The organism is Streptomyces africanus, from assembly GCF_030816955.1.
Taxonomy (GTDB): Bacteria; Actinomycetota; Actinomycetes; order Streptomycetales; family Streptomycetaceae; genus Streptomyces; species Streptomyces africanus.
This window is the reverse complement of the sequence record NZ_JAUSYP010000001.1, coordinates 424,034-447,238: the sequence shown is the minus strand read 5'-3', so window position 1 is coordinate 447,238 and position 23,205 is coordinate 424,034. Positions and strand designations below refer to the sequence as shown.

The 23,205-nt window shown below is 71.1% G+C and carries 22 protein-coding genes and 1 pseudogene; 12 read left to right on the top strand and 11 right to left on the bottom strand.

Annotated features, from left to right (window positions below):
* Positions 1 to 37 precede the first annotated feature (37 nt).
* Positions 38 to 928: an NAD(P)-dependent oxidoreductase gene (locus QF034_RS02355; protein ID WP_307173303.1), complete on the top strand. Its 891-nt coding sequence runs from the start codon at positions 38 to 40 to the stop codon at positions 926 to 928.
* 6 nt (positions 929 to 934) lie between these two features.
* On the opposite strand, the gene QF034_RS02350 is transcribed toward QF034_RS02355, so the two are convergent.
* Complete coding sequence (locus QF034_RS02350; protein WP_307173302.1) at positions 935 to 1,303, bottom strand: hypothetical protein; 369 nt, start codon at positions 1,301 to 1,303, stop codon at positions 935 to 937.
* Positions 1,300 to 2,907, bottom strand: a complete 1,608-nt coding sequence (gene ctaD / locus QF034_RS02345; RefSeq protein ID WP_307173301.1) for an aa3-type cytochrome oxidase subunit I — start codon at positions 2,905 to 2,907, stop codon at positions 1,300 to 1,302. The genes QF034_RS02350 and ctaD overlap by 4 nt, the downstream gene beginning before the upstream one ends.
* A 105-nt stretch (positions 2,908 to 3,012) precedes the next feature.
* Here ctaD and QF034_RS02340 point away from each other — a divergent pair, with 105 nt between their 5' ends.
* Entirely contained in the window at positions 3,013 to 3,564 is a 552-nt protein-coding gene (locus tag QF034_RS02340) for an RNA polymerase sigma factor (RefSeq protein WP_307173300.1), read from the top strand.
* Positions 3,565 to 3,738: 174 nt separating this feature from the next.
* Positions 3,739 to 4,737 carry a CU044_5270 family protein gene (locus QF034_RS02335; protein WP_307173299.1) on the top strand — a complete coding sequence of 333 codons (999 nt, stop codon included), beginning with the start codon at positions 3,739 to 3,741 and terminating at the stop codon, positions 4,735 to 4,737.
* Between the two features lie 19 nt (positions 4,738 to 4,756).
* Here QF034_RS02335 and QF034_RS02330 read toward each other — a convergent pair whose 3' ends face one another.
* Entirely contained in the window at positions 4,757 to 5,119 is a 363-nt protein-coding gene (locus QF034_RS02330) for a nuclear transport factor 2 family protein (protein ID WP_086565125.1), read from the bottom strand.
* A 157-nt stretch (positions 5,120 to 5,276) separates the two neighbouring features.
* On the bottom strand, positions 5,277 to 7,031 hold the full coding sequence (locus tag QF034_RS02325) for an ABC transporter ATP-binding protein (RefSeq protein ID WP_307173298.1): 1,755 nt from the start codon (positions 7,029 to 7,031) through the stop codon (positions 5,277 to 5,279).
* Positions 7,032 to 7,210: 179 nt separating this feature from the next.
* On the opposite strand from QF034_RS02325, the gene QF034_RS02320 reads away from it, so the two are divergent.
* The 4 genes from QF034_RS02320 (at position 7,211) to QF034_RS02305 (ending at position 10,760) form a co-directional block, all read left to right on the top strand.
* A complete protein-coding gene (locus tag QF034_RS02320) occupies positions 7,211 to 8,296 on the top strand; it encodes an S-(hydroxymethyl)mycothiol dehydrogenase (protein WP_307173297.1) in 1,086 nt (361 codons plus the stop codon).
* Entirely contained in the window at positions 8,296 to 8,925 is a 630-nt protein-coding gene (locus tag QF034_RS02315; protein ID WP_307173296.1) for an MBL fold metallo-hydrolase, read from the top strand. The genes QF034_RS02320 and QF034_RS02315 overlap by 1 nt, the downstream gene beginning before the upstream one ends.
* Before the next feature lie 90 nt (positions 8,926 to 9,015).
* Positions 9,016 to 9,930 carry an SDR family oxidoreductase gene (locus QF034_RS02310; protein WP_307173295.1) on the top strand — a complete coding sequence of 305 codons (915 nt, stop codon included), beginning with the start codon at positions 9,016 to 9,018 and terminating at the stop codon, positions 9,928 to 9,930.
* Positions 9,931 to 10,064: 134 nt separating this feature from the next.
* Positions 10,065 to 10,760, top strand: coding sequence for a L,D-transpeptidase (locus QF034_RS02305; protein WP_307173294.1), 696 nt, complete (start codon positions 10,065 to 10,067; stop codon positions 10,758 to 10,760).
* A gap of 36 nt (positions 10,761 to 10,796) precedes the next feature.
* Here the strand turns inward: QF034_RS02305 and QF034_RS02300 are convergent, their stop codons facing one another.
* The 4 genes and pseudogenes from QF034_RS02300 to QF034_RS02285 form a co-directional block, all read right to left on the bottom strand.
* Positions 10,797 to 11,996 carry a Gfo/Idh/MocA family protein gene (locus QF034_RS02300; protein WP_307173293.1) on the bottom strand — a complete coding sequence of 400 codons (1,200 nt, stop codon included), beginning with the start codon at positions 11,994 to 11,996 and terminating at the stop codon, positions 10,797 to 10,799.
* A gap of 28 nt (positions 11,997 to 12,024) precedes the next feature.
* Positions 12,025 to 13,375: pseudogene (locus QF034_RS02295) on the bottom strand (ABC transporter substrate-binding protein).
* Positions 13,376 to 13,385: 10 nt separating this feature from the next.
* Positions 13,386 to 14,309 carry a carbohydrate ABC transporter permease gene (locus QF034_RS02290; protein ID WP_307173292.1) on the bottom strand — a complete coding sequence of 308 codons (924 nt, stop codon included), beginning with the start codon at positions 14,307 to 14,309 and terminating at the stop codon, positions 13,386 to 13,388.
* 18 nt (positions 14,310 to 14,327) lie between these two features.
* Positions 14,328 to 15,293, bottom strand: coding sequence for a carbohydrate ABC transporter permease (locus QF034_RS02285; protein WP_307173291.1), 966 nt, complete (start codon positions 15,291 to 15,293; stop codon positions 14,328 to 14,330).
* Positions 15,294 to 15,465: 172 nt separating this feature from the next.
* Between QF034_RS02285 and QF034_RS02280 the strand changes: the two genes are divergently transcribed.
* From QF034_RS02280 to QF034_RS02270, 3 genes are all read left to right on the top strand, one after another.
* The gene (locus QF034_RS02280; protein WP_307173290.1) at positions 15,466 to 16,626 is read left to right on the top strand and encodes an ROK family transcriptional regulator; all 1,161 of its coding nucleotides are present in this window, start codon (positions 15,466 to 15,468) and stop codon (positions 16,624 to 16,626) included.
* Between the two features lie 100 nt (positions 16,627 to 16,726).
* Complete coding sequence (locus QF034_RS02275) at positions 16,727 to 16,912, top strand: hypothetical protein (RefSeq protein WP_037667954.1); 186 nt, start codon at positions 16,727 to 16,729, stop codon at positions 16,910 to 16,912.
* Between the two features lie 56 nt (positions 16,913 to 16,968).
* Positions 16,969 to 17,793, top strand: a complete 825-nt coding sequence (locus QF034_RS02270) for a DMT family transporter (protein WP_307173289.1) — start codon at positions 16,969 to 16,971, stop codon at positions 17,791 to 17,793.
* 28 nt (positions 17,794 to 17,821) lie between these two features.
* On the opposite strand, the gene QF034_RS02265 is transcribed toward QF034_RS02270, so the two are convergent.
* From QF034_RS02265 to QF034_RS02255, 3 genes are all read right to left on the bottom strand, one after another.
* Positions 17,822 to 18,802, bottom strand: coding sequence for an ornithine cyclodeaminase family protein (locus tag QF034_RS02265; RefSeq protein WP_307173288.1), 981 nt, complete (start codon positions 18,800 to 18,802; stop codon positions 17,822 to 17,824).
* Positions 18,803 to 18,830: 28 nt separating this feature from the next.
* Positions 18,831 to 20,177: a S1 family peptidase gene (locus QF034_RS02260; RefSeq protein ID WP_307173287.1), complete on the bottom strand. Its 1,347-nt coding sequence runs from the start codon at positions 20,175 to 20,177 to the stop codon at positions 18,831 to 18,833.
* Between the two features lie 116 nt (positions 20,178 to 20,293).
* Positions 20,294 to 21,322, bottom strand: coding sequence for a hypothetical protein (locus QF034_RS02255; protein ID WP_307173286.1), 1,029 nt, complete (start codon positions 21,320 to 21,322; stop codon positions 20,294 to 20,296).
* 24 nt (positions 21,323 to 21,346) lie between these two features.
* On the opposite strand from QF034_RS02255, the gene QF034_RS02250 reads away from it, so the two are divergent.
* Together QF034_RS02250 and QF034_RS02245 are read left to right on the top strand one after the other, a co-directional pair.
* Positions 21,347 to 22,525 (top strand): MalY/PatB family protein, encoded by a 1,179-nt coding sequence (locus QF034_RS02250; RefSeq protein WP_307173285.1) that lies wholly within the window; start codon positions 21,347 to 21,349, stop codon positions 22,523 to 22,525.
* A gap of 49 nt (positions 22,526 to 22,574) precedes the next feature.
* On the top strand, positions 22,575 to 22,961 hold the full coding sequence (locus QF034_RS02245; protein WP_307173284.1) for a PPOX class F420-dependent oxidoreductase: 387 nt from the start codon (positions 22,575 to 22,577) through the stop codon (positions 22,959 to 22,961).
* The last annotated feature ends 244 nt before the right edge of the window (positions 22,962 to 23,205 follow it).

The following is a 23,205-nucleotide window of genomic DNA, read 5'->3' as shown; positions in this document are numbered from 1 at the left end:
CACACGTCACCTTGCAAGCAGCTACGAGGAGTTGGGCATGAACGCAGGACACCGCCGGCCGGTCACCGTCGTCGGACTGGGCTCGATGGGCTCGGCACTGGCAGCCGCGCTGCTGGACCGGGGCCACCCGACCACCGTCTGGAACCGGACTCCGGACAAGGCCCGCCCTCTGGTCGACCGCGGCGCCCGCCTGGCCGCCACACCGCAGGAGGCGATCGCCGCCTCTCCGCTGACCATCGCCTGCGTGCTGGACTACGAGGCGCTGTACACCGTCCTCGACCCGGCCGCCGGCGACCTGGCGGGCAGAACGCTGGTCAACCTCACCTCCGGCTCCCCCGAGCAGGCCCAGGAGGCCGTCAAGTGGGCCGACTCCCACGGGGCCGGCTACCTCGACGGCGCCATCATGACCACCCCGCCCGGCGTCGGCGACCCCGCCATGATGTTCCTCTACAGCGGCTCCAAGGAGGTCTTCGACGCCCACCGCTCCACCCTGGCGTCCTTCGGCGACCCCCTCCACCTGGGCACCGACCCCGGCCTCGCCTCCCTCTACGACGCCGCCCTGCTCGGACTGATGTGGGCCACCATGACCGGCTGGCTGCACGGCACCGCACTGGTCGGCGCCGAGGGGACGTCCGCCACCGCCTTCACCCCGGTGGCGATCCGCTGGCTGAACGCGGTGGCGGGCTTCCTGAGCACATACGCGCCCCAGGTGGACGCCGGCCGTTACCCGGGCGACGACGCCACCGTCGACGTGCAGATCGCGGCCATCGACCATCTCCTCCACGCGGCGGCGGCCCGCGGCGTCGACAACGCGCTGCCGGAGCTCCTGAAGGCCGCCATGGAGAAGGCCGCCGCCGCCGGCCACGGACAGGACAGTTACGCCAGCCTGATCGAGGTCCTGAGGAACCCCGCCGGCAGCGGGGCCTGACACCGGCTACGACAGGCCCTGGACCGACACCAGCACCACGAGGTCCGCCGCCACCAGCAGCGCGAAGCCCAGCAGCGATCCGGCCAGCAGCCGTGCGCGGAGCCTGCGGTACACCGCCTCGTACTCGCCGCGCAGTTCCTGCCCGCGCCGCGCCGTCTGCTGCCAGGAGGCCCGGGCGAGGGCGAGGTGCTCCGCCGCGAACAGGCGCTCCGCCTCCTCCCGTTGGGCCTCCGGCAGCCGGTCGAGCCCGGCGGCGAAGCGCGCGGCGGCCGCGCGGGCCTCCTCGTGCGCGGCGGCGGCCAGCAGATGGCCCTCGACCTCGTTGTGGAACGCCCGCAGGTCCACGTCCGCGGGCAGACCCTCCATGGCGGTCATCGCAGCGTCAGCTCCCGCTCCGCCGCCGCGACATCCGCATGGTGCAGGTCGAACGCCGGGGACTCGCTGCGGATCCGGGGGAGGGCGACGAAGTTGTGGCGGGGCGGCGGGCAGGAGGTGGCCCACTCCAGGGAACGACCGTAGCCCCACGGGTCGTCGGCCGTGACCCGCTCGCCGTACTTCGCCGTCTTCCAGACGTTGTAGAAGAACGGCAGCATCGACATGCCGAGCAGGAATGAACTGATCGTCGACACCGTGTTGAGCGTCGTCAGGCCCTCCACCGCCAGATAGTCGGGGATCCGCCGCTGCATGCCCTGCGCGCCCAGCCAGTGCTGGACGAGGAACGTGCCGTGGAAGCCGATGAACAGCGTCCAGAAGGTGATCTTGCCGAGGCGCTCGTCGAGCATCTTGCCGGTGAACTTCGGCCACCAGAAGTGGAAGCCGGAGAACATCGCGAACACCACCGTCCCGAAGATGACGTAGTGGAAGTGGGCCACCACGAAGTACGAGTCGGAGACGTGGAAGTCGATCGGCGGCGAGGCCAGCAGCACGCCCGTGAGCCCGCCGAACACGAACGTGATGAGGAAGCCGGTCGCCCACAGCATCGGTGTCTCGAAGGACAGCGAACCCTTCCACATGGTGCCGATCCAGTTGAAGAACTTCACACCGGTCGGGACCGCGATCAGGAAGGTCATGAAGGAGAAGAACGGCAGCAGCACACCGCCGGTGACGTACATGTGGTGCGCCCACACCGTCACGGACAGACCCGCGATCGCGATGGTCGCGCCGATCAGACCCGTGTAACCGAACATCGGCTTGCGGGAGAAGACCGGAATGACCTCGGAGATGATCCCGAAGAACGGCAGCGCGATGATGTACACCTCTGGATGGCCGAAGAACCAGAAGAGGTGTTGCCACAGCAACGCGCCGCCGTTGGCGGAGTCGAAGACGTGCGCGCCGAACTTGCGGTCCGCCTCCAGGGCGAACAGGGCCGCGGCCAGGACCGGGAAGGCGAGCAGGACCAGCACACCGGTCAGCAGCACGTTCCAGGTGAAGATCGGCATGCGGAACATCGTCATGCCCGGGGCGCGCATGCAGATGATCGTGGTGATGAAGTTGACCGAGCCGAGGATGGTGCCGAAGCCGGAGAAGGCCAGACCCATGATCCACATGTCGGCGCCGATGCCCGGAGAGCGGATCGCGTCCGAGAGCGGGCTGTAGGCGAACCAGCCGAAGTCGGCCGCGCCCTGCGGCGTGAGGAAGCCGCCCACGGCGATGAGCGAGCCGAACAGATACAGCCAGTAGGCGAACATGTTCAGCCGGGGGAAGGCCACGTCCGGCGCGCCGATCTGCAGCGGCATGATCCAGTTCGCGAAGCCGGCGAACAGCGGCGTCGCGAACATCAGCAGCATGATCGTGCCGTGCATCGTGAACGCCTGGTTGAACTGCTCGTTCGACATGATCTGCAGACCGGGCCGGGCGAGCTCGGCGCGCATGAACAGTGCCATCACGCCGCCGATGACGAAGAACGCGAACGACGTCACCAGGTACAGCGTGCCGATCGTCTTGTGATCCGTGGTGGTCAGCCACTTCAGGTGCCTCATGCCCCGCCTGTGTCCGCGCCCCGCCCGGACGTCACACTTTCCCGACGCGACGAGAATCACGAAAACGGGTGTGACGATCGAGAAGGTGCCGGACACGAACGGGACATGAGCAACGACGAGATCTTCGCCGCTGCCTATCGCGAGCACTACTGGGCGGTCAGCCGCTATGTCGCGCGGCGACTGGACGGGCGGGCCGGCGAGGTGGAGGAAGTGGTGGCGGAGGTGTTCACGGTCGCCTGGCGGCGCCGGGCCGACCTGCCCTCCTCCCCGCTGCCCTGGCTGTACGGCGTGGCACGCAACTGCCTGGCCAACACGGTGCGCGGCCACGGACGCCGCCGCCGGCTCGTCGACCGGCTCGGTAACGACGACACCGCGCACGGGCGGCACATCGCGGCGGGCCCCGAGGCCGACACGCCCGGCGCCTGGGTCCACGAGGCCCTCGCCCGGCTCTCCGCGGCCGACCAGGAGGTGCTGCGCCTGACCGCCTGGGAGGAACTCGGCATCGACGAGGTCGCGATCGCCCTCGGCTGCGGCAGGCGGGCCGCGGCGATGCGGCTGCACCGGGCCCGCCGCCGCCTCAGAGCGGAGATCGACGGGATGCGCCCCGCGGACATGGCGGACACGGGCCACTCACTGGGTAAGGGGGACCGGCGATGACCGACATCCTCTCCGCTCCCGGGCCCGCGCCGGGCGACGGCCCGCCGACGCCGCGCCTCACGAGCCCAGCGGACGCGCATGCTCTTCGTACCGCGCCCCTGACCCCCCGCCGCACCCGGGCCCCACGCCCCCTGCCCGCCGCCGCCCACGTGACCGCCCCTAAGGAACACGGCCATGGCTGACGAACTCGAACTGCTGCGCGGTGCCAACCCGGTGCCGTCCGACGGCCCCCACTTCGGCGACGGCCCCCTGGACCACGGCGCCGAGCGTCGGCTGGAGCGGCTGCTGCGTGAGCGGCCGCCAGGCCGTCTGCGGGAGCGGCTGTGGCCCGGCACGGGCCGGCCCCGGCTGGCCTGGGGGCTCGTCGCCACGGCCGTCGTCGCCGCCCTGGCGCTGACCCTCGTACTGAGCGGCCCGAACACCACACCGGCGGTCGCCGCACCCCGTCCGCTGGTGGTGCAGACCGGCTCCACCCCCCTGCCCCTGGGCCGGCTGGCCGAGCGCGCCGAGCAGGCCGCCGCCGACGGCTCGCCCCGCCTGCGCAAGGGCACGCACGTGCAGTCCTGGAGCATGGGCATGTCGGACGACAAGCCCCCGATCACGCTGCCCGAGGAGCGCATCGTGCGCTGGCGGGCCGACGGCAGTCACACGGAGCTCGTCGTGGCGACCGACCCGAGGCATCCGGGCCGACCGGTCCTCTCCGGCGCGGGCGACGAGCCGCACCTCGTCGACGACGGGCACGTCCTGAGCGACCAGACCTATCCGCCGAGCTGGAGCGACGCCCCGCCCCAGTCCCCGCCGCCGCACGACCCCGCCCGGCTGCGCGCCTATCTGACGGAAGCTCAGTACTCGGACACTCCGCTGACCACGCCCCAGCTGCTGGACGCCGTCAAGGTGCTGCTCGACCACTGGACCCTCGGCGCCCGGGAGACCGCGGCGCTCGCCCGCCTCCTGGCCGGCACCGAGGGACTGCGGCCCGTCGGCCAGGTGACCGACCGCCTCGGGCGACGCGGTCAGGCGTACGTGTACGATGGCCCCGGCGCCCACCACATGCTGATCATGAACCCGGTCACCGGCGCCGTCCTCGGCCTGGAGACCACCTTCTCCACCGCCGAACCCGAGTACGGCGTCAAGAAGGGCGACGTCATGTCGTACAGCGCCTGGATGCGCTGACACCGTCGCGGCGGCTCTCCTACTCGTCCCAGGCCTGAACCAGGGTCTGTTCGGCGATCTTGCCGTTCCGCAGCGAGAGCATGGACTCGGACAGGACGCGCACACCGTCCGCGTACTGGCAGCTCTCGCTGTAGGCGGCCTCGTCGCCCTGGATGACGCACCGCTCCAGCTTGTGGGTCATGTCGCGGCTGTAGACGTCCTCCAGCATCCGGCTGATCTCGTCCCGGCCGTGCAGGACCTTGGGGTGGCTGGGCTGGGTCGTGTGGTCGACGATGCGGAACTCCGCGTCGTCCGCGTAGAGCGAGAGCAGAACGTCCGGGCTCTGTTCCACACCCTGGCGCAGTGTCTCTCTGTCGAAGGCGGGGTCTGCCGCGGTTCCCATGATGACCTCCTTCGAAGGGCCGCGACCCGGTCGGGAGCGGGCCGCGCGGGGTCTCTCCTGTCGAGCCTCCTCCCGTCCGGCGGGCTGAGCAAGCGCAGCCGGACCACCGGGCCTGCCGGGTGAGCGGAACCGCCCGCCAGGGTCCGTGCCCGCCGGCTCAGTCCGCCGAGGCCAGGAACTGGGTCGCCGCCAGCTCCGCGTAGAGCGGGTCGGCGGTCACCAGCTCACGGTGCGTGCCGACCGCCCGCACCCGGCCCGCGTCCATCACCACGATCCGGTCGGCCATCGTCACCGTGGACAGCCGGTGCGCCACCACGAGGACCGTGGTCGTACGGGCCACGTCCGCGACGGTGTCGCGCAGTGCCGCCTCGTTGACCGCGTCCAGCTGCGAGGTCGCCTCGTCGAGCAGCAGCAGCCGGGGGCGGCGCAGCAGAGCCCGGGCGATGGCGACCCGCTGCCGCTCGCCGCCCGACAGCTTGGTGCCACGATGCCCGACGAGCGTGTCGAGGCCGGCGGGCAGCCGGGCGACCAGGCCGTCGAGACGGGTGGTCTTCAGCACCCGGGCGAGGGCGTCGTCGTCCGCCTCCGGATTGCCCAGCAGCAGATTGTCCCGCAGGGAGCCCGACAGGACCGGCGCGTCCTGCTCCACGTAGCCGATCGCCGCGCGCAGTTGCGTCAGCTCCCAGTCGGCGAGGTCGCGCCCGTCGAACGTGATCACCCCGGATTCCGGATCGTAGAACCGCTCGATCAGCGAGAACACGGTGGTCTTGCCGGCGCCGGACGGGCCCACGAACGCCGTCATGCCCTGCGCGGGCACGGCGAACGTCACGCCGTGGTGGACGTACGGCAGATCGTCGGCGTAGCGGAAGCGGACGTCGTCGAAGGCGAGGGCGGCGGGCTGCGCACCGGGGGAGGGGAGCGGGGCGGCAGCCGCCGCGGGTTCGGCGGGCAGCAGCAGCGCCTCCTGGATGCGGGTGAGGGCGGCGGCGCCCGTCTGGTACTGCGTGACGGCGCCGACGACCTGCTGTATCGGCGACATCAGATAGAAGACGAACAACAGGAACGCGACCAGCGTGCCCACGTCGATCGCGCCGGTCGCCACGCGCGCGCCGCCCACCGCGAGCACCGTGATGAAGGCGATCTGCATGGCGAGCCCCGCCGTGTTGCCCGCGGCCGCCGACCACTTGGCGGCCCGCACGCTCTGCCGCCACGACTCCTGCGCCGCCTCGTGCAGTGTGCGCTCCTCCCGGTGCTCGGCACCGGACGCCTTCACGGTGCGCAGGGCGCCGAGGATCCGCTCCAGCGAGGCACCCATGACACCCACCGCGTCCTGCGCCTGCCGGCTCGCCTTGTTGATCCGCGGCACGATCACGCCGAGGATCACGCCCGCGCCCACGATCACGGCCAGGGTGACGCCCAGCAGCACGGGCTCCACAAGGCCCATCATCACCACCGTGGCGACGAGCGTGAGCCCGCCCGTGCCCAGCCCGACCAGCGAGTCGGTGGTGACCTCGCGCAGCAGGGTGGTGTCGGAGGTGATCCGGGCCATCAGGTCGCCCGGCTCGGTGCGGTCCACGGCTCCGACGCGCAGCCGCAGCAGATACGACGACAGCGAGCGCCGCGCGCCGAGCACCACCGACTCGGCGGTGCGCCGCAGCACGTACGAACCCAGCGCGCCGACCGCCGCGTTGGCCACGACCAGGGCCGACATCAGCAGCAGCGCGCCGGTGATGGCCCGGTCGTGCGCCAGATCGTCGATCAGGCCGCGTGCCACCAGCGGCAGCATCAGCCCGGTCGCCCCGGTGACCAGCGAGAGCACGGCACCGGCGATCAGGGACCGGCGGTGCGGCCGTACGTATCCGAGGAGCAGGCGCCAGGCGGGTGTACCGGTCTTGGTCTCTGCGATGCTCACGTCGCTCCTTCGGCGTCGGGAGCTGTCAGGTTACGGGGGCCGCCGGGTGCGGTGCCCCGCGTTTTCGGGCCCCGCGTGAGCTGGTGATACGGCGCCGCCGGTGGCTGATCCGCATCCCTTACCGATCAGTCGCGCGTAGGGTCGGAAAGGACGGCATCCGGGCCGACGAAGGAGTCAGCATGGCGCAGGAAGTACGTGGTGTGATCGCACCCGGCAAGGACGAGCCGGTACGGATCGAGACGATCGTCGTGCCCGATCCCGGCCCGGGGGAGGCGGTCGTGCGCGTCCAGGCCTGCGGGGTGTGCCACACCGACCTGCACTACAAGCAGGGCGGCATCAGCGACGACTTCCCCTTCCTGCTCGGCCACGAGGCCGCGGGCGTCGTCGAGGCGGTCGGCGACGGCGTCACCGACGTCGAGCCCGGTGACTTCGTCATCCTCAACTGGCGTGCGGTGTGCGGGAAATGTCGCGCCTGTCTGCGCGGGCGGCCCTGGTACTGCTTCGACACCCACAACGCCCAGCAGAAGATGACCCTGACCGACGGCACCGAGCTGTCCCCGGCCCTCGGCATCGGCGCCTTCGCCGAGAAGACCCTCGTCGCCGCCGGGCAGTGCACCAGGGTCGACCCGGCCGTCGCCCCGCAGGTGGCCGGACTGCTCGGCTGCGGTGTCATGGCCGGCATCGGCGCCGCGATCAACACCGGGAACGTCGGGCGGGGCGACACGGTCGCCGTCATCGGCTGCGGCGGCGTCGGCGACGCGGCCGTCGCCGGCTCGCACCTCGCCGGAGCGGCGAGGATCATCGCCGTCGACATCGACGACCGCAAGCTGGAGACCGCCCGGACCATGGGCGCCACCCACACCGTCAACTCGCGCGAGACCGACCCGGTCGAGGCGATCCGCGAACTCACCGGCGGTTTCGGGGCCGACGTCGTCATCGAGGCCGTCGGCCGCCCGGAGACGTACAAGCAGGCCTTCTACGCCCGCGACCTCGCCGGCACGGTCGTCCTGGTCGGCGTGCCCACCCCCGAGATGAAACTCGAACTGCCGCTGCTGGACGTGTTCGGGCGGGGCGGGGCGCTGAAGTCGTCGTGGTATGGCGACTGCCTGCCCTCCCGCGACTTCCCCATGCTGATCGACCTGCATCTGCAGGGGCGCCTGGACCTGGGTGCGTTCGTCAGCGAGACCATCCAGCTGGACGAGGTGGAGAAGGCGTTCGAGCGGATGCACCACGGCGACGTGCTGCGCTCGGTGGTGGTGCTGTGATGACCGCCCGCGTCGAACACCTCGTCACCTCAGGGCAGTTCAGCCTCGACGGCGGCACCTGGGACGTCGACAACAACGTGTGGATCGTCGGCGACGATCATGAGGCGATCGTCATCGACGCCGCCCACGACGCCGACGCCATCGCCCGGGCCGTCGGAGACCGCCGGCTCACGGCCATCGTGTGCACCCACGCCCACAACGACCACATCGACGCCGCCCCCGCCCTCGCCGAGCGCACCGGGGCCACCATCTGGCTGCACCACGACGACCTGCCGCTGTGGAAGCAGACCCACCCGGACCGCGAGCCCGACGCCTGGCTCGTCGACGGCCAGGTGATCGAGGCCGGCGGCGCCGACCTGCGGGTCCTGCACACCCCGGGGCACGCGCCCGGCGCGGTGTGCCTGTACGACCCTCAGCTCGCCACCGTCTTCACCGGGGACACCCTCTTCCAGGGCGGCCCCGGCGCCACCGGCCGGTCCTTCTCGCACTTCCCGACGATCATCGACTCGATCCGCGACCGCCTCCTCACGCTGCCGCCCGGGACGAAGGTCCTCACCGGCCACGGAGACGCCACGACCATCGGCGCGGAGGCCCCGCACCTCCAGGAGTGGATCGCCCGCGGCCACTGACCGCGTGTCGCCGGCGAAAGGCGACAGAAGATGTCCGGCTTACCCGTCACCGTGGAGGCGACAAACAGCCACGGTCTCGGGAGGTCGGACATGTCAGCTCCGCTGAAGGGCAAGGTCGCACTGGTCGCCGGTGCGACCCGGGGCGCCGGACGGGGCATGGCGGTGGAGCTCGGCGCGGCAGGCGCCACCGTCTACGTCACCGGACGCAGCACGCGCACCCGCCGCTCGGAGTACGACCGGCCCGAGACCATCGAGGACACCGCCGACCTGGTCACCGAGGCCGGCGGGCAGGGCGTCGCCGTACCCACCGACCACCTCGACCCGGCGCAGGTCCGCGCCCTCGTCGACCGCATCGCCGACGAACAGGGCCGGCTCGACGTCCTGGTCAACGACATCTGGGGCGGCGAGAAGCTCTTCGAGTGGGAGACCCCGCTCTGGGAGCACGACCTCGACAACGGCCTGCGCCTGCTCAGGCTCGCGGTCGAGACGCACGCCATCACCAGCCACCACGCCCTGCCCCTGCTGCTGCGCCGGCCCGGCGGCCTGGTCGTCGAGGTCACCGACGGCACCGCCGACTACAACGGCGACCACTACCGCGTGAACTTCTTCTACGACCTCGCCAAGGCCTCCGTCCTGCGCATGGCCTTCGCCCTCGCCCAGGAACTCGGCCCGCGCGGCGCCACCGCCGTCGCCCTCACCCCCGGCTGGCTGCGCTCGGAGATGATGCTCGACGCCTACGGGGTACGGGAGGACAACTGGCGCGACGCCCTGGAGCGCGTCCCCCACTTCGCCATCTCGGAGACCCCGCGCTACGTGGGCCGGGCCGTGGCCGCGCTCGCCGCCGACCCGGACGTGGCGCGCTGGAACGGCCGGTCCCTCTCCAGCGGCGCCCTGGCCCGGGAGTACGGCTTCACGGACCTCGACGGCAGCCGTCCGGACGCCTGGCGCTACCTGGTCGAGGTGCAGGACGCGGGCAAGCCGGCCGACACGACCGACTACCGATGAGAGGCCGGCCGTGTGGTGAGGTATGTCACCGTTTCGTCGCAGACTGCGGGACCGCACAACCGAACCCCCCGTCCGCCCGTCTAGCTGGCAGGGATCGCAGACCACCGACCACTTCCGAAAGGGCATGGCCAACCATGGGGGACGTACGCAGACGGGGCGCCATCGCGCTCGGGATCACCGCACTGGTGGCACCGCTCACACTTGCGCTCGGTGCCGGCCCGGCCGCGGCCGCGAGCTGCACCACGCAGACCGGCCCGTACCAGAAGCAGGTCGAGAAGTTCCTGGGCCGCCCGGTCGACGGCAAGCAGTCCGCCGCCGACTGCAAGGCGATCCAGGCCTTCCAGACCAAGCACGGCATCTCCCCGAACGCCGGCTACGCCGGGTCCATCACCTGGGGCGTGATGGACCTGATGCAGAAGCAGAAGGCCGTCGGGACGAACCCCAACAAGGACGGCAAGTGTCCGGTGAACAAGGGCCGGATCGCCTGCGTGAACCTGAGCCTCCAGCTGAGCTGGATCCAGGACGGCAAGAAGCTCGTCTACGGCCCCGTCCCGGTCCGCACGGGCCGCGACGGCTACGAGACCCGCACCGGCCTGAAGAAGATCTACTGGCGGGACATCGACCACGTCTCGTCGATCTACGACGTGCCGATGCCCTACAGCCAGTTCTTCGACGGCGGCCAGGCCTTCCACTCGGTCGGCGTCAGCATGTGGAACCCGCCGGGCTCGCACGGCTGCGTCAACATGACCAAGGCCGACGCCAAGAAGTACTGGTCACTGCTGAAGAAGAACGACGACGTCTTCGTGTACGGCCGCAAGCCGGGCACCTGATCCGGGCACCCGGCTCGCACGCGCCGCTCCGGGGCCCTACAGGGGCGCGTCCCCGAAGTCCGGGATCTCCAGCCGTACCCCGCCCTGCCGCGCCGACTCGTGCGCGATGATGCCCGGCAGGGTGTAGCGGGCGGCCACCCACGCGTTCACCGACGGCAGGCTGCGCGTGTTGACGGCGGTCACGAAGTCGTCCACCAGGAAGTGGTGGCTGCCCTCGTGGCCGTTGTGGAGGTGGTCGAACTCCCTCGGCAGCCGCGCACGGTCGTGCACGGGAGCCGACCCGGAGGTGAAGGCGGCCCGCAGCTCGGGCGCGATGTGCTGGAGCGACGGGTCGTCGGGCGCCATGGTGGGCTTGGGCTCCAGCAGTTCGCTGATGTCCTTCACCCCCTGCTTGTCCTGCCACAGGGCGACCGTCGCGAGCTGCTCCATGCTCGCCTCGGTGCCGAAGAAGCGGAAGCGCGACTCCCGTATGTGCGAGGGGTAGCCGACCCGCCGGAACTCGTTCGTACGGAACGAGCCGCCGCCCGCCACCTCGAACAGCGCGGTGGCGTTGGAGAAGTCGTTGCCGAACTGGCTGATCTCCTTGTCGAAGACACCGTCGCCCCGGTCGTCGACGACCCCGATCGCCGACACGCTGACCGCGTGCGTCCGCCAGGCGCCCAGCACCCCGCCGACCGCGTGCGTCGGGTACAGCAGCGGGGGATAGCTGGCGGTGGCCTTCCAGTTCTCGCCGCCGCTGTACTGGTACGCCTCGTAGAACCCCAGGTCCATGTCGTGGACGTAGTCGCCCTCGGCGTAGAACAGCCGCCCGAAGGCGCCCTCGGCGATCTGGTTGCGGGCGTGGACCGTCGCCGGGTTGTACTCGCTGGTCTCGCCCATCATGTAGGTCAGTCCGGTGGCCTTGACGGCGTCGATGATCGCCGCGATCTCCTCCGCGGTGATCGCCATGGGGACCGCCGAGTACACGTGCTTGCCGGCGTTGAGGCCCTGGAGCACCAGCGGCCCGTGCGTCCAGCGCTGGGTGAAGATCGCGACGGCGTCGACGTCCTCCGACTCCAGCATGGCCTGGTACGACGGGAAGGTGCCCGTCAGCCCCTGGGCGGAGGCGAGTTGCCCGGCCCTCTCGGGCAGCAGGTCGGTGACGTAGACGTCGCTGACGCCGGGGTGGGCCTGGAACAGCGTGGCGAACTGGCCCGAGAACTGTCCGGCGCCGACGATGCCGATGGAGAACGTCATGTGAGGCGTGCCCTTCACTGGTCGGGGATCACTGCGAGAGGATGAGGTTGATCTGTTCGTTGGTCTCGTCGAGGCTGCTGACCGGCTTTCCGTTGCCGTAGATGTCCTCCATCGCGGGCGACATGAGCGCCGTCATGTCCGCCGAGTAGCTGGCGATCGGGTACGAGAAGGTCCGGAAGTCCTTCTTGTCGGCCACGGGCTTGGTGAACGACGAGACGTCGATGCCCTTCTTCCGGTACGCGGCGACGGCGGCTTCGGTCCCGGCCTTCGTCGCGGGGAAGACGACGCCGTACCGGCCGACGACCTTCTGGCATGCGTCCGAGGCCAGATACGCCACCCACTTCTTGGCGCCCGCCTTGTTCTTGGAGGCCTTGGTGACGGAGTCGGCGAGGCCGTTCATCATCGTGGCGCGCTTGCCGGTCGGGCCGATGGGCGTCAGGGCGGTCTTGATGTCCCGGCCCTTGAAGCCCGCGTACGTGGAGATCATCCAGGCCCCGTCGAACGCGGTGGCCGCCTTGCCCGCCGCGATCTGCGTGTTCTGCTGGTTGGACTGGACGTTGTAGTCCGACAGGGGCGGCATGTAGCCCTTCTTCGCCAGTCCGAAGTACCACTGGACAACCGACTGGAAGGTCTTGCTGTCGTACTGGTACTGCGTGCCCCAGCGTGGCTTGTCCAGGTAGCTCCACCCGGCGGAGGCCGCGAAGTTGCTCCACTGCGTCTGGCCGTCGCCGAAGCCGCCCCCCGCCCGTGGCCAGGCCGTACACCTTGACGTTGTTCTTGTCGAAGCCCGGCTCGTCGCCCCGCTTGCCGTTCCTGTCGATCGTGAGGTGGGCGATGGCCTTCTCGAAGGTGCCGCCGTCCTTCGGGTTCCAGGACAGGCTGTTCAGCTGCTCGGCGGTGAGGCCGGCGGCCTTCGTCATCTTCGAGTTGTAGAACAACGCGACCGTGTCCCAGTCCTTGGGGGCGCCGTAGCGGTGGCCGTCCTTCCCGATCCAGTTGGCGGCGAGGCCGGGCTGGTAGTCGGAGTTCTGGATGCCGAGGTCGTCGAGCGGTTCGAGGACCTTCAGGTCGGCGTACTGGCCGAAGTTCTGGATGTGGTCCGTGAACACGTCCGGCTGGGTGCCGGCGATGAACCCGGCGGTGAGCTTGGTCCAGTAGTCGCTCCAGCCCAACTGGGTGATCTTGACGTTCAGTCCCGGGTTCTCCTTCTCGAACCCCTTGGCACAGGCCTGGTAGGCGGGCAGCTGGTTGGCGTCCCACAGCCAGTACGTGACCGTGTGCGCGGAGGACCCGGCGGCGCCTTGCTGCGCGCATCCGCTGACCAGGGACAGCGCCAGCGCTCCGGTCGCCGCGACGAGCGTACGCAAACGAATTCGCATGACAGTCCCTCTACTTGATCCCGGTGAAGCCGATGGAGCTGACGATGCGGCGCGCGAAGCAGGCGAACAGCACCAGCATCGGCAGCGCGGCGATCAGCGTCGCCGCCATGAGCCCGGACCAGTCGACGCCGGTCGCCGGGGTCTGCGCCCGGAAGATCGCCAGCGCCACGGTCAGCACCCGCGAGCTGTCGCTGTAGGAGACCATCAGCGGCCAGAAGTAGTCGTTCCAGGAGGTGATGTACGTCAGCACGCCCAGCGTGACGATCGGCGTGGACGCCATCGGCAGCACCACCCGGAAGAAGATCTTGATCTTCCCGGCGCCGTCGAGCAGCGCGGCCTCCTCGACCTCCTGCGGGATGTTCATGAAGAACTGCCGCAGGAAGAACACCGCGAACGGCGTCATGAACATGGTGGGCAGGGCGATGCCGAGGAGCGTGTCCACCAGGTGCAGTTGCTTGATGAGCACGAAGTTCGGCAGCAGGGTGAAGATGGCGGGCACCATCATCCCGGCCAGGAACAGGCCGAACACCTTGTCCCTCCCGCGCCAGCGCAGCCGCGAGAAGGCGTACGCAGCCATCGCGGAGAAGAAGAGCTGACAGCCGGTGATCAGGGTCGAGACCAGCACCGAGTTGAGCAGATAGCGCCAGAAGTCGAGCCCGCCGCCGGCACCGCCCTGTTTGACGGCCTCCTCGGTCGACTGCATTCCCAGGGCGCGTTCGAAGCCGCTCGTGGTGAGGTCCACGGGCAGGGGGTTGGTCGGATCCGCGTTGAGCCCCGCGTTGGTGGACAGCGCGGTGCGCAGGATCCAGTAGAACGGCAGCAGGGTGATGAGGACGATCAGCCCCATCACGGTCCAGGCGGCGGCCCGCCCGAGGGGGAACCTGCGCCGCACCGGTCGCAGGGTCGTCGGCGTCGTTGTCGTCACGGCAGCCATACCGGTGTCTCCCTTCCGTCAGCCGAGGTCGGTCCGGCCGGCCCGGGTGAGCCGGTACTGGAGGACGGTGATCGCGCTCAGCACGACCAGCAGGGCGACGGACATGGCCGAGGCGTAGCCGAACTGGAAGCGCCCGAAGGCCGAGCCGTAGATGTAGTACTGGAGCACGTTGGTCGCGTTCGCCGGACCGCCCGCGGTGGTCACGGCCACGGTGTCGAACACCTGGAACGACCCGATCACCGTCATGATCAGCACGACCGCGAGCACCGGCCGCAGCAGCGGCATGGTGATCCGCCAGAACATCCGCCACTCGCTCGCGCCGTCCACCCGGGCCGCCTCGTACATGTCGCCCGGGATCGCCTGGAGACCGGCGAACAGCAGCAGCGCGGTGTACCCGACGTGCCGCCACACGTTGATGAGCGCGATCGTCGGGATCGCCCAGGTCTCGTCGGCGAGGAACGGGATGCGGTCGACGCCGACGGCGCTGATGATCTCGTTGCCGATGCCGAGCTGGGTGTCGAGGATCCAGAGCCAGACCAGACCGGCGACGACGTTCGACATCAGGTACGGCGTGAGCACGATGCCGCGCAGCATCGCCGACTGGGTCAGCCGCTGGAGGAGGACGGCGATGGCGAGCGCCGCGACCGTCTGCACCCCGATGTTGATGACGACGTACTCGACGGTGACCTTCAACGAGCTCCAGAAGATGGGGTCGTGGACCATCCGGACGTAGTTGTCCAGGCCCACCCACTGAGCCGGTGTCAGCAGGTTGAAGCGGGTGAAGCTCAGGTAGATGCCCCGGAGCGTCGGCCAGAGCAGGAAGACCACGAAGCCGAGCAGCGCCGGCGCGATGAAGAGCGCGGCCAGCCGTCCGTCACCCCGGTTCTCGCCCACGTCGGTCCGTCGTGTCCTGGGTTTGCTGCGGGCCTTCGCCGCGTCGCCCACGGGCAGACGCGACGGAGGGCTGCTGGAGGCGATGGTCATCGGGAGACTCCCTCGCTGCGGCGGCTCGTCCTCTGGCGGGACTTACTTTTGGCGCGAAACAATTGCTGCGTCAAGAGGGGTGCAAACATCTTTTCGCAGGGACCTTCATCGCCTTAGAGTGGTCATGTTGGTTTCAGTGCGAAAGAAAATGGGCGAGGGGAGTCGCACCGACATGACCGCAGGCATCGCCAGCTGGCCGCCGCTGAGCCCGGGAGAGCGCTCGGTGGCCATCGAGGTGCTCGTGCACGGCCCGCTGTCGCGCACCGAACTCGCCCGCAGGCTGGGACTGTCGGCCGGCAGCCTCACCCGGCTGACCAAGCCGTTGATCGAGTCCGGCCTGCTGGTCGAGGTGGCGGAGGCGGGCGTGCCGGCGGAGGCGCGCCAGGGCCGCCCGTCGACACCGCTGGACGTCGTCGCCGACTCCTGGTCCTTCCTGGGCTTCAAGATCACCGAGGACATGGTCTACGGCGTCGTCACCACGCTCAGAAGCGACATCGTCGCCCGCCACGACCGTCCGCTCACCACTCATGACCCGGCCGAAGTCGCCGATGTGCTCGGGGAGATGACCGCCGAGCTGGTCCGCGACCATCCCCGGCTCGCCGGGATCGGCATCGGGGTCGGCGGTTTCGTCCAGGACCGTGCCGTGGTCGGGGAGTCCCCGTTCCTGCTGTGGCGGGACGTGCCCCTGGCCGACCTCGTCGAGGAGCGCACCGGGCTGCCCGTCGTCGTGGAGAACGACGTCGCCGCCCTGGTCGAGTCCGAGACCTGGTTCGGTGCCGGACGCGGCCTGGACCGCTTCGTCGTCCTCACCATCGGCGCCGGCATCGGCTACGGGCTGGTCCTGGGCGGCAAGCGGGTCGCCTACGCCGAGGAGGACCGCGGCTTCGGCCGGCACTGGATCGTCGACCCCAACGGACCGCTCACCCCGGACGGCCGGCGCGGCAGTGCCGTCTCGCTGCTGACCATCCCCAACATCCGCTATCAGGTCCAGGCCGCCACCGGCCGCGACCGGACCTACGAGGAGATCCTCGCGGCGGCCGCCGCCGGGGACCCGATGCCCGCCCGGGTCGTCGACGAGGCCGCCCGGGCGCTGGGCACGCTCGTCGCGCAGATCTCCAACTTCGTGATGCCGCAGAAGATCCTGCTCGCGGGGGAGGGGGTCGGGCTGATGGACGTGGCCGGCAAGACGGTCGAGGACACCGTCCGCGACAACCGGCATCCCCTGGCCACCCCGGTCGAACTGGAGACGAAGGTGTCCGATTTTCACGACTGGGCGCGCGGTGCGGCCGTTCTGGCCATCAAGGTGCTGGTGCTGGGATCGGCCGAAGTGTGAACAGGCTCACGTTTACTGGGAGATGGACGTGATCAGCGACACTGTCCGGAATGACCGTTTACCTCACGATTACTCACATCGTCTTCACCTGCGGCGACGTATGCTTCACAGCATGTCCACCACTGTTGAATCCTCTTCCCAGCGAACGGCTGACGAGGTCAACGAGGAGATCCGGGCCCTGTGGCGCCGGTCGGGCGGGACACTGAGCGTCGAGCAGCGCGAGGAATACCAGCGGCTCGTCCTGGAGTGGGCCGCCGCGGCCCCGCAGTCCGCGCCCGCGGCCTGAGCGTCAGCCAGGTCCGCTGACGCATCGGACCCTCGTCCCGGGGCACCCCTGATCCAATGGGTGCCCTTCTCGCACTTTCCTCGGCCGTCGTCTACGGCATCGTCGACTTCGCCGGCGGTCTGCTGTCCCGGCACATCCATCACGCCGCCGTCACCTTCCTCGGCCAGCTCGGCGGACTGCTGCTCGCCTGGGCCGCCGCGCTCCTCATCCCCGCCGACACCGTCCACACCGCCGACCTGCTGTGGGGCGCGCTGTCCGGCGTCGGCAGCGGCGTCGCCATGCGGTTCCTCAACCGCGGGCTGAGCAGCGGCGCGATGAGCGTCGTGGTGCCCGTGAGCGCCGTCACCGGCGTCGCGCTGTCGGTGCTGTGCGGGGTGCTCGTCCTCGGCGACCGCCCGGGGGCCCTGGCCTGGCTGGGCATCGCCGTCACGGTGCCCGCGCTGTGGTTCGTCTCCGGAGGCAGGGGCGGCGCGGGCAAAGGGACGGCGGACGGACTGCTCGCCAGCGCCGGCGTGGCCGTGCAGTACCTCGCCCTCGGGCAGGCGGCCGCCGCGAGCGGACTGTGGCCCGTCGCCGCGGGCCGTGTCGCCGCGGTCCTCGTCCTCCTGCCGGACGCCGCACGCCACGCCCGCCGGCTGAGGCTGCCGCCCGGCCGCTGCCTCCAGGCCCTCTCCATCGGGGCCGGCGCGGCCCTCGGCCTCGTGCTGTATCTGCTCGCCGCGCAGCGCCAGTTGCTCGCCATCGCCGTCGTCCTCGCGTCCCTCTACCCGGCCCTGCCGGTCATCCTCGGCCTCGCCCTCCTGCACGAGCGGATCAGCCGGCGCCAGGCGCTGGGGCTGCTGGGAGCGGGCGTGGCGACGGTGCTGCTCACACTGGGGTGAGGCAGAGCCGCCCCCGGCGTCGGCGCGCTCACGCGTCACCCTCGTCCTCCGGCCGCGAATGGAACCGGAAGCCGACCCCGACCCCGTCCCGCAGCGCCGCCTCATACGCGGCCCAGGAGAGTGCGAGATCCTGCCAGGGCAGACCGACCGGGGTGTAGACCGTCACCTGCCCGGCATGGGCGCGCGCCGGGACGGTCCCGTCGACGACCCGGCCCAGCACGGCCGCGGCATCCTCCCGGCCCAGCCCCGCACTGCCCAGCGCCCCGGACGTCATGGCCAGGTCGAGATCGTCCACGATCACGCGCGCATGCCGCAGCAACCCGGCATCCAGTTCCGCCTTGCCCGGCTCGTCCGCTCCCAGTGAGGTGATGTGCGCGCCCGGCCGGATGTCCGGAAGGTGCAGCAGCGGGAGGCGGGACCAGGTCGCGGTGACGACGCTGTCACAGGTGCGGGCGACCTCCCGCGCACTGCCCACCACCTGGCATGCGAGTCCGGCCCGTTGCCAGGACTCGGCCATCCGGTGAGCCCGTCCGCCGTCGGCGTCGTGGATGACGAGCCGCTCGACCGTGCGCAGCCGGGTCAGCCCGCGCAGCGTCATCTCCGCCTGGGCTCCGGCGCCGATGATCCCCACAGCGCGTGCTCCCGCCGGGCTGAGCAGGTCGGTGGCCAATGCCGCCGACAGCCCGGTCCGCCACGCGGTCACGAAGGCGGAGTCCAGCAGCGCGACCAACTCCCCGGTCCTCAGGTCGTGGAGACAGACGATGCCGGAGATCGCCGGGTCGGAGCCCGGGAACTTGGCGTTCACCTTGACCGTGTAGGCGGGGATGCCGGGCAGCAGCCCCGGCAGCAGGACGGCGATGCTCCCGGCGGATGTCGGCAGGCTCTGGCGCACGCGCTGCGGGGACGTCCGCGTGCCGAGGGCCGCGACAAAGCCCTGGCGCAGCGCTGGGAGCATGTCCTCGGGTGTGACCACCCGCTGGAGCTCGGTGGCGCCGAGCAGTACGGTCATGAGGCGTCCTCACCCCGACGTACCGACGTCATCCCCAAGTAGCCGAGTAGTACTGCCGATACGCCTTGCGGTCCTGCTCCGCGCGGATCCACCGGGTCGCCACCAGGGCGACGAGACTGCCCGCGATGACCAGCAGGCCGGGGCCGACGTTGCGCGGGTCGGTGAGGCGGGTCAGCAGGCCCGACACATCCTCGCCCGTGACCGGCGCCGACGAGCCGGGCGAGGCGGCGCCCTGCGAGGCCGCCGGTGCGGGGGAGGCGCCGGTGCCGCCGGCCTGCTTGGCCACGATCAGCTTGACGCCCAGCTCGGTCAGCGCCTTCGTCACCGGCTGGAAGAACGTCGTACCGCCCGCCGTGCAGTCCCCGCTGCCGCCCGACGTCACCCCGAGCGCGATGCCGTCGGCGAACATCGGGCCGCCACTGTCGCCGGGTTCGGCGCACACGTTCGTCTCGATGAGACCGGTGACCGTGCCCTCGGGGTAGTTGACCGTCGCGTTCAGCGCGGTCACCTCCCCCTCGCGCAGCCCGCTGGTGCTGCCGCTGCGGAAGATCTTCTGCCCGACCTCCGCATCGGCCACGCCCGTGATCCGCACACCTTTGCCGCCACCGACCGCCACGACGTCCGCACCCTCGCCCGCACGGCCGCTGTCGTACTTCACCAGGGAGTAGTCGTCACCGGGGAAGCTCCCCTTGAGCGACGAGCCGACCTGCTGCCGGCCCCGGTCGTCCGCGAACCAGACGGAACCGTCGGGCCCGCAGTGCCCGGCCGTGAGGATGTAGTCGGTCGTCCCGTCGGTCACGTTGAAGCCCGCCGAACAGCGCCCGGCCGTCGACAGGATGGGCTGCGCGCCGTTGACCCGCGTCGTGAACGTGCCCTCGGTGCGCTCCATGCGCACGAAGCCGCCGATGCCCTCCGCGACGTCGGTCAGCCGCGACCAGTCGGAGGCGGAGACGGTGCTGTCGCCCCGGACCACCACCTCGTTGCTCTTGTAGTCCAGGGCCCAGGCGGTACCGGGCACCCGAGGCGCCGAACGCAGCGTCGCGGTGGCCGACTTGAGGTCGCTCATGCTGTGGCGCACCATCTTCGCCCGCGCACCGGCGCGCTCGACCTCGTCGGCCGCCTTCTCGTCCGTGACCGCGACGACCGGCCGGCCCGCGGAGTCGACCCAGCTGCCCGCCGTACGGGAGGTGCCGAGCCGGGATACCAGGTCGGTGCCCATGCTCGTGGCCGGCCGCGCGGAGTACGGGACGCCGATCGATGGGTCAGGGGGCTCGCTCGCCACGGCGCGCGTGACCATCGTTCCTCCGAGAAGGAGTCCGCCGACGGCCGCCAGCCGTGTCACTCGCCGGACGACCCGTCGTCGTGCGTGCCTCATGCATGGCTCCCGAACCCGAACATCACGATGTGAACACCGCGGGGCACTCCTTGAGTTGAGTGCCCTCTTCCCATACGGGGCGCAGCCGTGCCGTGTTCACCGCACGCGTGATCTCTTCACCGCCGGCCGGCGGCGGGAACGGCCGGACCGTGGTCCGCCGGAGCGATGAGCAGGGCCCGGCTGCGCGCGTCGCCCCACACCGAGGCCGGATCGACGTAGGGCCGCAGCAGGGCGGTGAGCGCGGGGTCCCCGCGTCCGTTCAGCTCGTCGGAGGCGATCTTGCGGGCGATCCCCGCGAGGAAGTCCGCCACCTGCACGCGCGCGTCCTCGCGCGCGACGACCAGCCGCAACCCCGCCAGGCCGACCCCCGCCTGCCGGGCCGTCTCCTCGATCCAGGCGATGCGGTCCGGGGTCAGCATGTTCTGCCGGTCGTGCACCAGACCGACCGGATGCCCGTCACCGCTCCACAGCGCCGCCGTCCGGACGATCGCCGGCAGCAGCGGGTTGAGCACCGGGATCAGGGGCGGCCCGGCCAGGAACGCCGCCCGGTAGGACACCGCGCGGGCCCGGGTCGCGGCCAGCCGTTCGAGGACCTCCGTCACATCCGTGTCCGGACGGGTGCGCCGCAGAGTGTCGACCGTGTCGTAGAAGACCTCCACGGGGGCGCCCGGCTCCCCGTTGTTGCGCACCCGCAGCAGCTGGTTGGCCGCCTCCAGGAACGCCCGCCAGCCGTCCTCCCCGAAGGTCCGGCGGCCGCCGCGGAACAGGGTGACGGCCGCGCCCGGGTCGCCCAGCAGCAGGCCGACGGCGCGGTCGACCACGAAGAAGGTCTTCTCCATGAGATGCACCCGCGCCCGCCCGTGGATCGGCCCGTCCGGCGCGAGCAGCCACTCCAGCACCGCGCGGTGCTTCTCCCGCAGCAGATGGTTCGCCTTGTACTCCTCGGCCGGCGAGCGGATCCGGTCCCGGATCTCCCGCACGGCCGCCGCTGCCGTCACCACGGACAGCGACATGCCGGCGTGCGCGAACACGTCGGTGTTCCCGCCGGTGAGGTTCTCGCCGTCCGACCCGGACTCGTCGCAGGCGATCTCCAGGAACGGGCCTTCGGCCCCTCCCCGCTCCCCGTCCTCACGATTCCCGCTCACTGCACAGCCCCCTATCGTGTGCCCATGACCAGGATCCCGCACGAGACGTCCGGTGAACCGAATCCGCTGCAGGCCCTGACTCTCGACCATCTCCGCCGCCGTACGAGCATGAAGTGGCGCACCTATCCCGAGGACGTGCTGCCGGTCTGGGTGGCGGAGATGGACGTGCCGCTCGCCGAGCCCGTCGTACGCGCCGTCACGGACGCGCTCCGCCTCGGCGACACCGGCTACCCCGCCGGCACGGCGTATGCGGAGGCGCTGGCCGCCTTCGCCGGGAAGCGGTGGAACTGGGACGGGCTCGCCGTGGAGCGCACCGCGATAGTGCCCGACGTCATGCTGGGCGTCGTCGAGATGCTCGAGCTGGTCACCGGGTACGGGGACGCGGTGGTCGTGAACCCGCCGGTGTACCCGCCGTTCTACCAGTTCGTCGAGCACATGGACCGGCGCGTGGTTCAGGCCCCGCTCGGGGCGGACGGGCGCCTCGACCTCGACGTCCTGGAGGAGACCTTCCGGCAGGCGGTCGCGGGCGGAGCACGGGCCGCCTACCTGCTGTGCAGCCCCCACAACCCGACCGGCACCGTGCACACCGCCGAGGAACTGTCCGCCGTCGCCGCGCTCGCCGAGCGGTACGGCGTCCGCGTCGTCGCCGACGAGATCCACGCGCCGCTCGTGGTCGGCGGCACCGGCTTCGTGCCGTACCTCAGCGTGCCCGGCGCCGAGCGGGGACTGTCGCTCATGTCGGCCTCGAAGGCGTGGAACCTGGCCGGGCTCAAGGCCGCCCTCGCGATCGCCGGGCCCGGGGCCGGCGCCGACCTGGCCCGGATGCCCGAGGAGGTCGGGCACGGCCCGAGCCACATCGGCGTCATCGCCCACACCGCCGCCCTGCGCGACGGCGTCACCTGGCTGGACGCCCTCCTGTCCGGCCTCGACGCAAACCGGCGGCTGCTCGCGGACCTGCTGGCCGAGCACCTGCCCGCGATCCGCTACCGCCCGGGCGACGCCACCTACCTCGCCTGGCTCGACTGCCGTGCGCTCGGCCTCGGCGACGACCCGGCGGACGCCTTGCTGCACCGCGGCCGGGTGGCCCTCAACTCCGGCCTCCCCTTCGGCACCGGCGGCGCCGGACACGCCCGCTTCAACCTGGCGACCTCGCCCGAGGTGATCGGGGAGGCGGTACGGAGAATGGCCGCCGCGCTCCACTGAAACCCGGGGGGAGGCACGCCGCGCGGGAGGCGCTCGTACACTGCCCGGCATGGACGACAGTGCGCCGGCCGAACTGGGCGAGGGCAAGTACCTGCTGATCACCAGCTACCGCAGGAACGGTACGCCGGTCGCCACCCCCGTCTGGGTGGTGCGCGACGGGAACGCGCTCGGCGCCTGGACGCCGGCCGACTCCTGGAAGGTGAAGCGGATCCGCAACCGCGCCGACGTCCTGGTCGGCCCCTGCGACCTGCGCGGCAACCCCACGGGCGAGCAGGTGCCCGCGACGGCCGAGATCTGCGACGCCGCCACCACCGCCCGTTACCGGCAGCTGATCGCCCGCAAGTACGGCCTGGTCGGCCGGCTCAGCCTGCTCGGCAGCCGGCTGCGCCGAGGCCTCGACGGCACGGTGGGCATCCGCCTCACGCTGACGCCCTGAGCTCGGCTTCGGCACGCGCCGTCACGCGCTGGCCTCGGCTTCGGCGCGCGCCGTCACGCGCTGGCCTCGGCTTCGGCGCGCGCCGTCACGCGCTGGCCTCGGCTTCGGCGCGCGCCGTCACGCGCTGGCCTCGGCTTCGGCGCGCGCCGTCACGCGCTGGCCCGGCTTCGGCACGCGGGATTCCCGCCCGGCCCGCCCGGCCCGTCCGCGGTGACGCCGTACGAGGCGATGCCGTACGGGAACC

Excerpts from the sequence above, each read along its gene's own strand:
- QF034_RS02355 (WP_307173303.1), top strand. The coding sequence starts at position 38 with ATGAACGCAGGACACCGCCGGCCGGTCACCGTCGTCGGACTGGGCTCG.
- QF034_RS02350 (WP_307173302.1), bottom strand. The coding sequence starts at position 1,303 with ATGACCGCCATGGAGGGTCTGCCCGCGGACGTGGACCTGCGGGCGTTC.
- ctaD (WP_307173301.1), bottom strand. The coding sequence starts at position 2,907 with ATGAGGCACCTGAAGTGGCTGACCACCACGGATCACAAGACGATCGGC.
- QF034_RS02340 (WP_307173300.1), top strand. The coding sequence starts at position 3,013 with ATGAGCAACGACGAGATCTTCGCCGCTGCCTATCGCGAGCACTACTGG.
- QF034_RS02335 (WP_307173299.1), top strand. The coding sequence starts at position 3,739 with ATGGCTGACGAACTCGAACTGCTGCGCGGTGCCAACCCGGTGCCGTCC.
- QF034_RS02330 (WP_086565125.1), bottom strand. The coding sequence starts at position 5,119 with ATGGGAACCGCGGCAGACCCCGCCTTCGACAGAGAGACACTGCGCCAG.
- QF034_RS02320 (WP_307173297.1), top strand. The coding sequence starts at position 7,211 with ATGGCGCAGGAAGTACGTGGTGTGATCGCACCCGGCAAGGACGAGCCG.
- QF034_RS02315 (WP_307173296.1), top strand. The coding sequence starts at position 8,296 with ATGACCGCCCGCGTCGAACACCTCGTCACCTCAGGGCAGTTCAGCCTC.
- QF034_RS02310 (WP_307173295.1), top strand. The coding sequence starts at position 9,016 with ATGTCAGCTCCGCTGAAGGGCAAGGTCGCACTGGTCGCCGGTGCGACC.
- QF034_RS02305 (WP_307173294.1), top strand. The coding sequence starts at position 10,065 with ATGGGGGACGTACGCAGACGGGGCGCCATCGCGCTCGGGATCACCGCA.
- QF034_RS02300 (WP_307173293.1), bottom strand. The coding sequence starts at position 11,996 with ATGACGTTCTCCATCGGCATCGTCGGCGCCGGACAGTTCTCGGGCCAG.
- QF034_RS02290 (WP_307173292.1), bottom strand. The coding sequence starts at position 14,309 with ATGGCTGCCGTGACGACAACGACGCCGACGACCCTGCGACCGGTGCGG.
- QF034_RS02285 (WP_307173291.1), bottom strand. The coding sequence starts at position 15,293 with ATGACCATCGCCTCCAGCAGCCCTCCGTCGCGTCTGCCCGTGGGCGAC.
- QF034_RS02280 (WP_307173290.1), top strand. The coding sequence starts at position 15,466 with ATGACCGCAGGCATCGCCAGCTGGCCGCCGCTGAGCCCGGGAGAGCGC.
- QF034_RS02275 (WP_037667954.1), top strand. The coding sequence starts at position 16,727 with ATGCTTCACAGCATGTCCACCACTGTTGAATCCTCTTCCCAGCGAACG.
- QF034_RS02270 (WP_307173289.1), top strand. The coding sequence starts at position 16,969 with ATGGGTGCCCTTCTCGCACTTTCCTCGGCCGTCGTCTACGGCATCGTC.
- QF034_RS02265 (WP_307173288.1), bottom strand. The coding sequence starts at position 18,802 with ATGACCGTACTGCTCGGCGCCACCGAGCTCCAGCGGGTGGTCACACCC.
- QF034_RS02260 (WP_307173287.1), bottom strand. The coding sequence starts at position 20,177 with ATGAGGCACGCACGACGACGGGTCGTCCGGCGAGTGACACGGCTGGCG.
- QF034_RS02250 (WP_307173285.1), top strand. The coding sequence starts at position 21,347 with ATGACCAGGATCCCGCACGAGACGTCCGGTGAACCGAATCCGCTGCAG.
- QF034_RS02245 (WP_307173284.1), top strand. The coding sequence starts at position 22,575 with ATGGACGACAGTGCGCCGGCCGAACTGGGCGAGGGCAAGTACCTGCTG.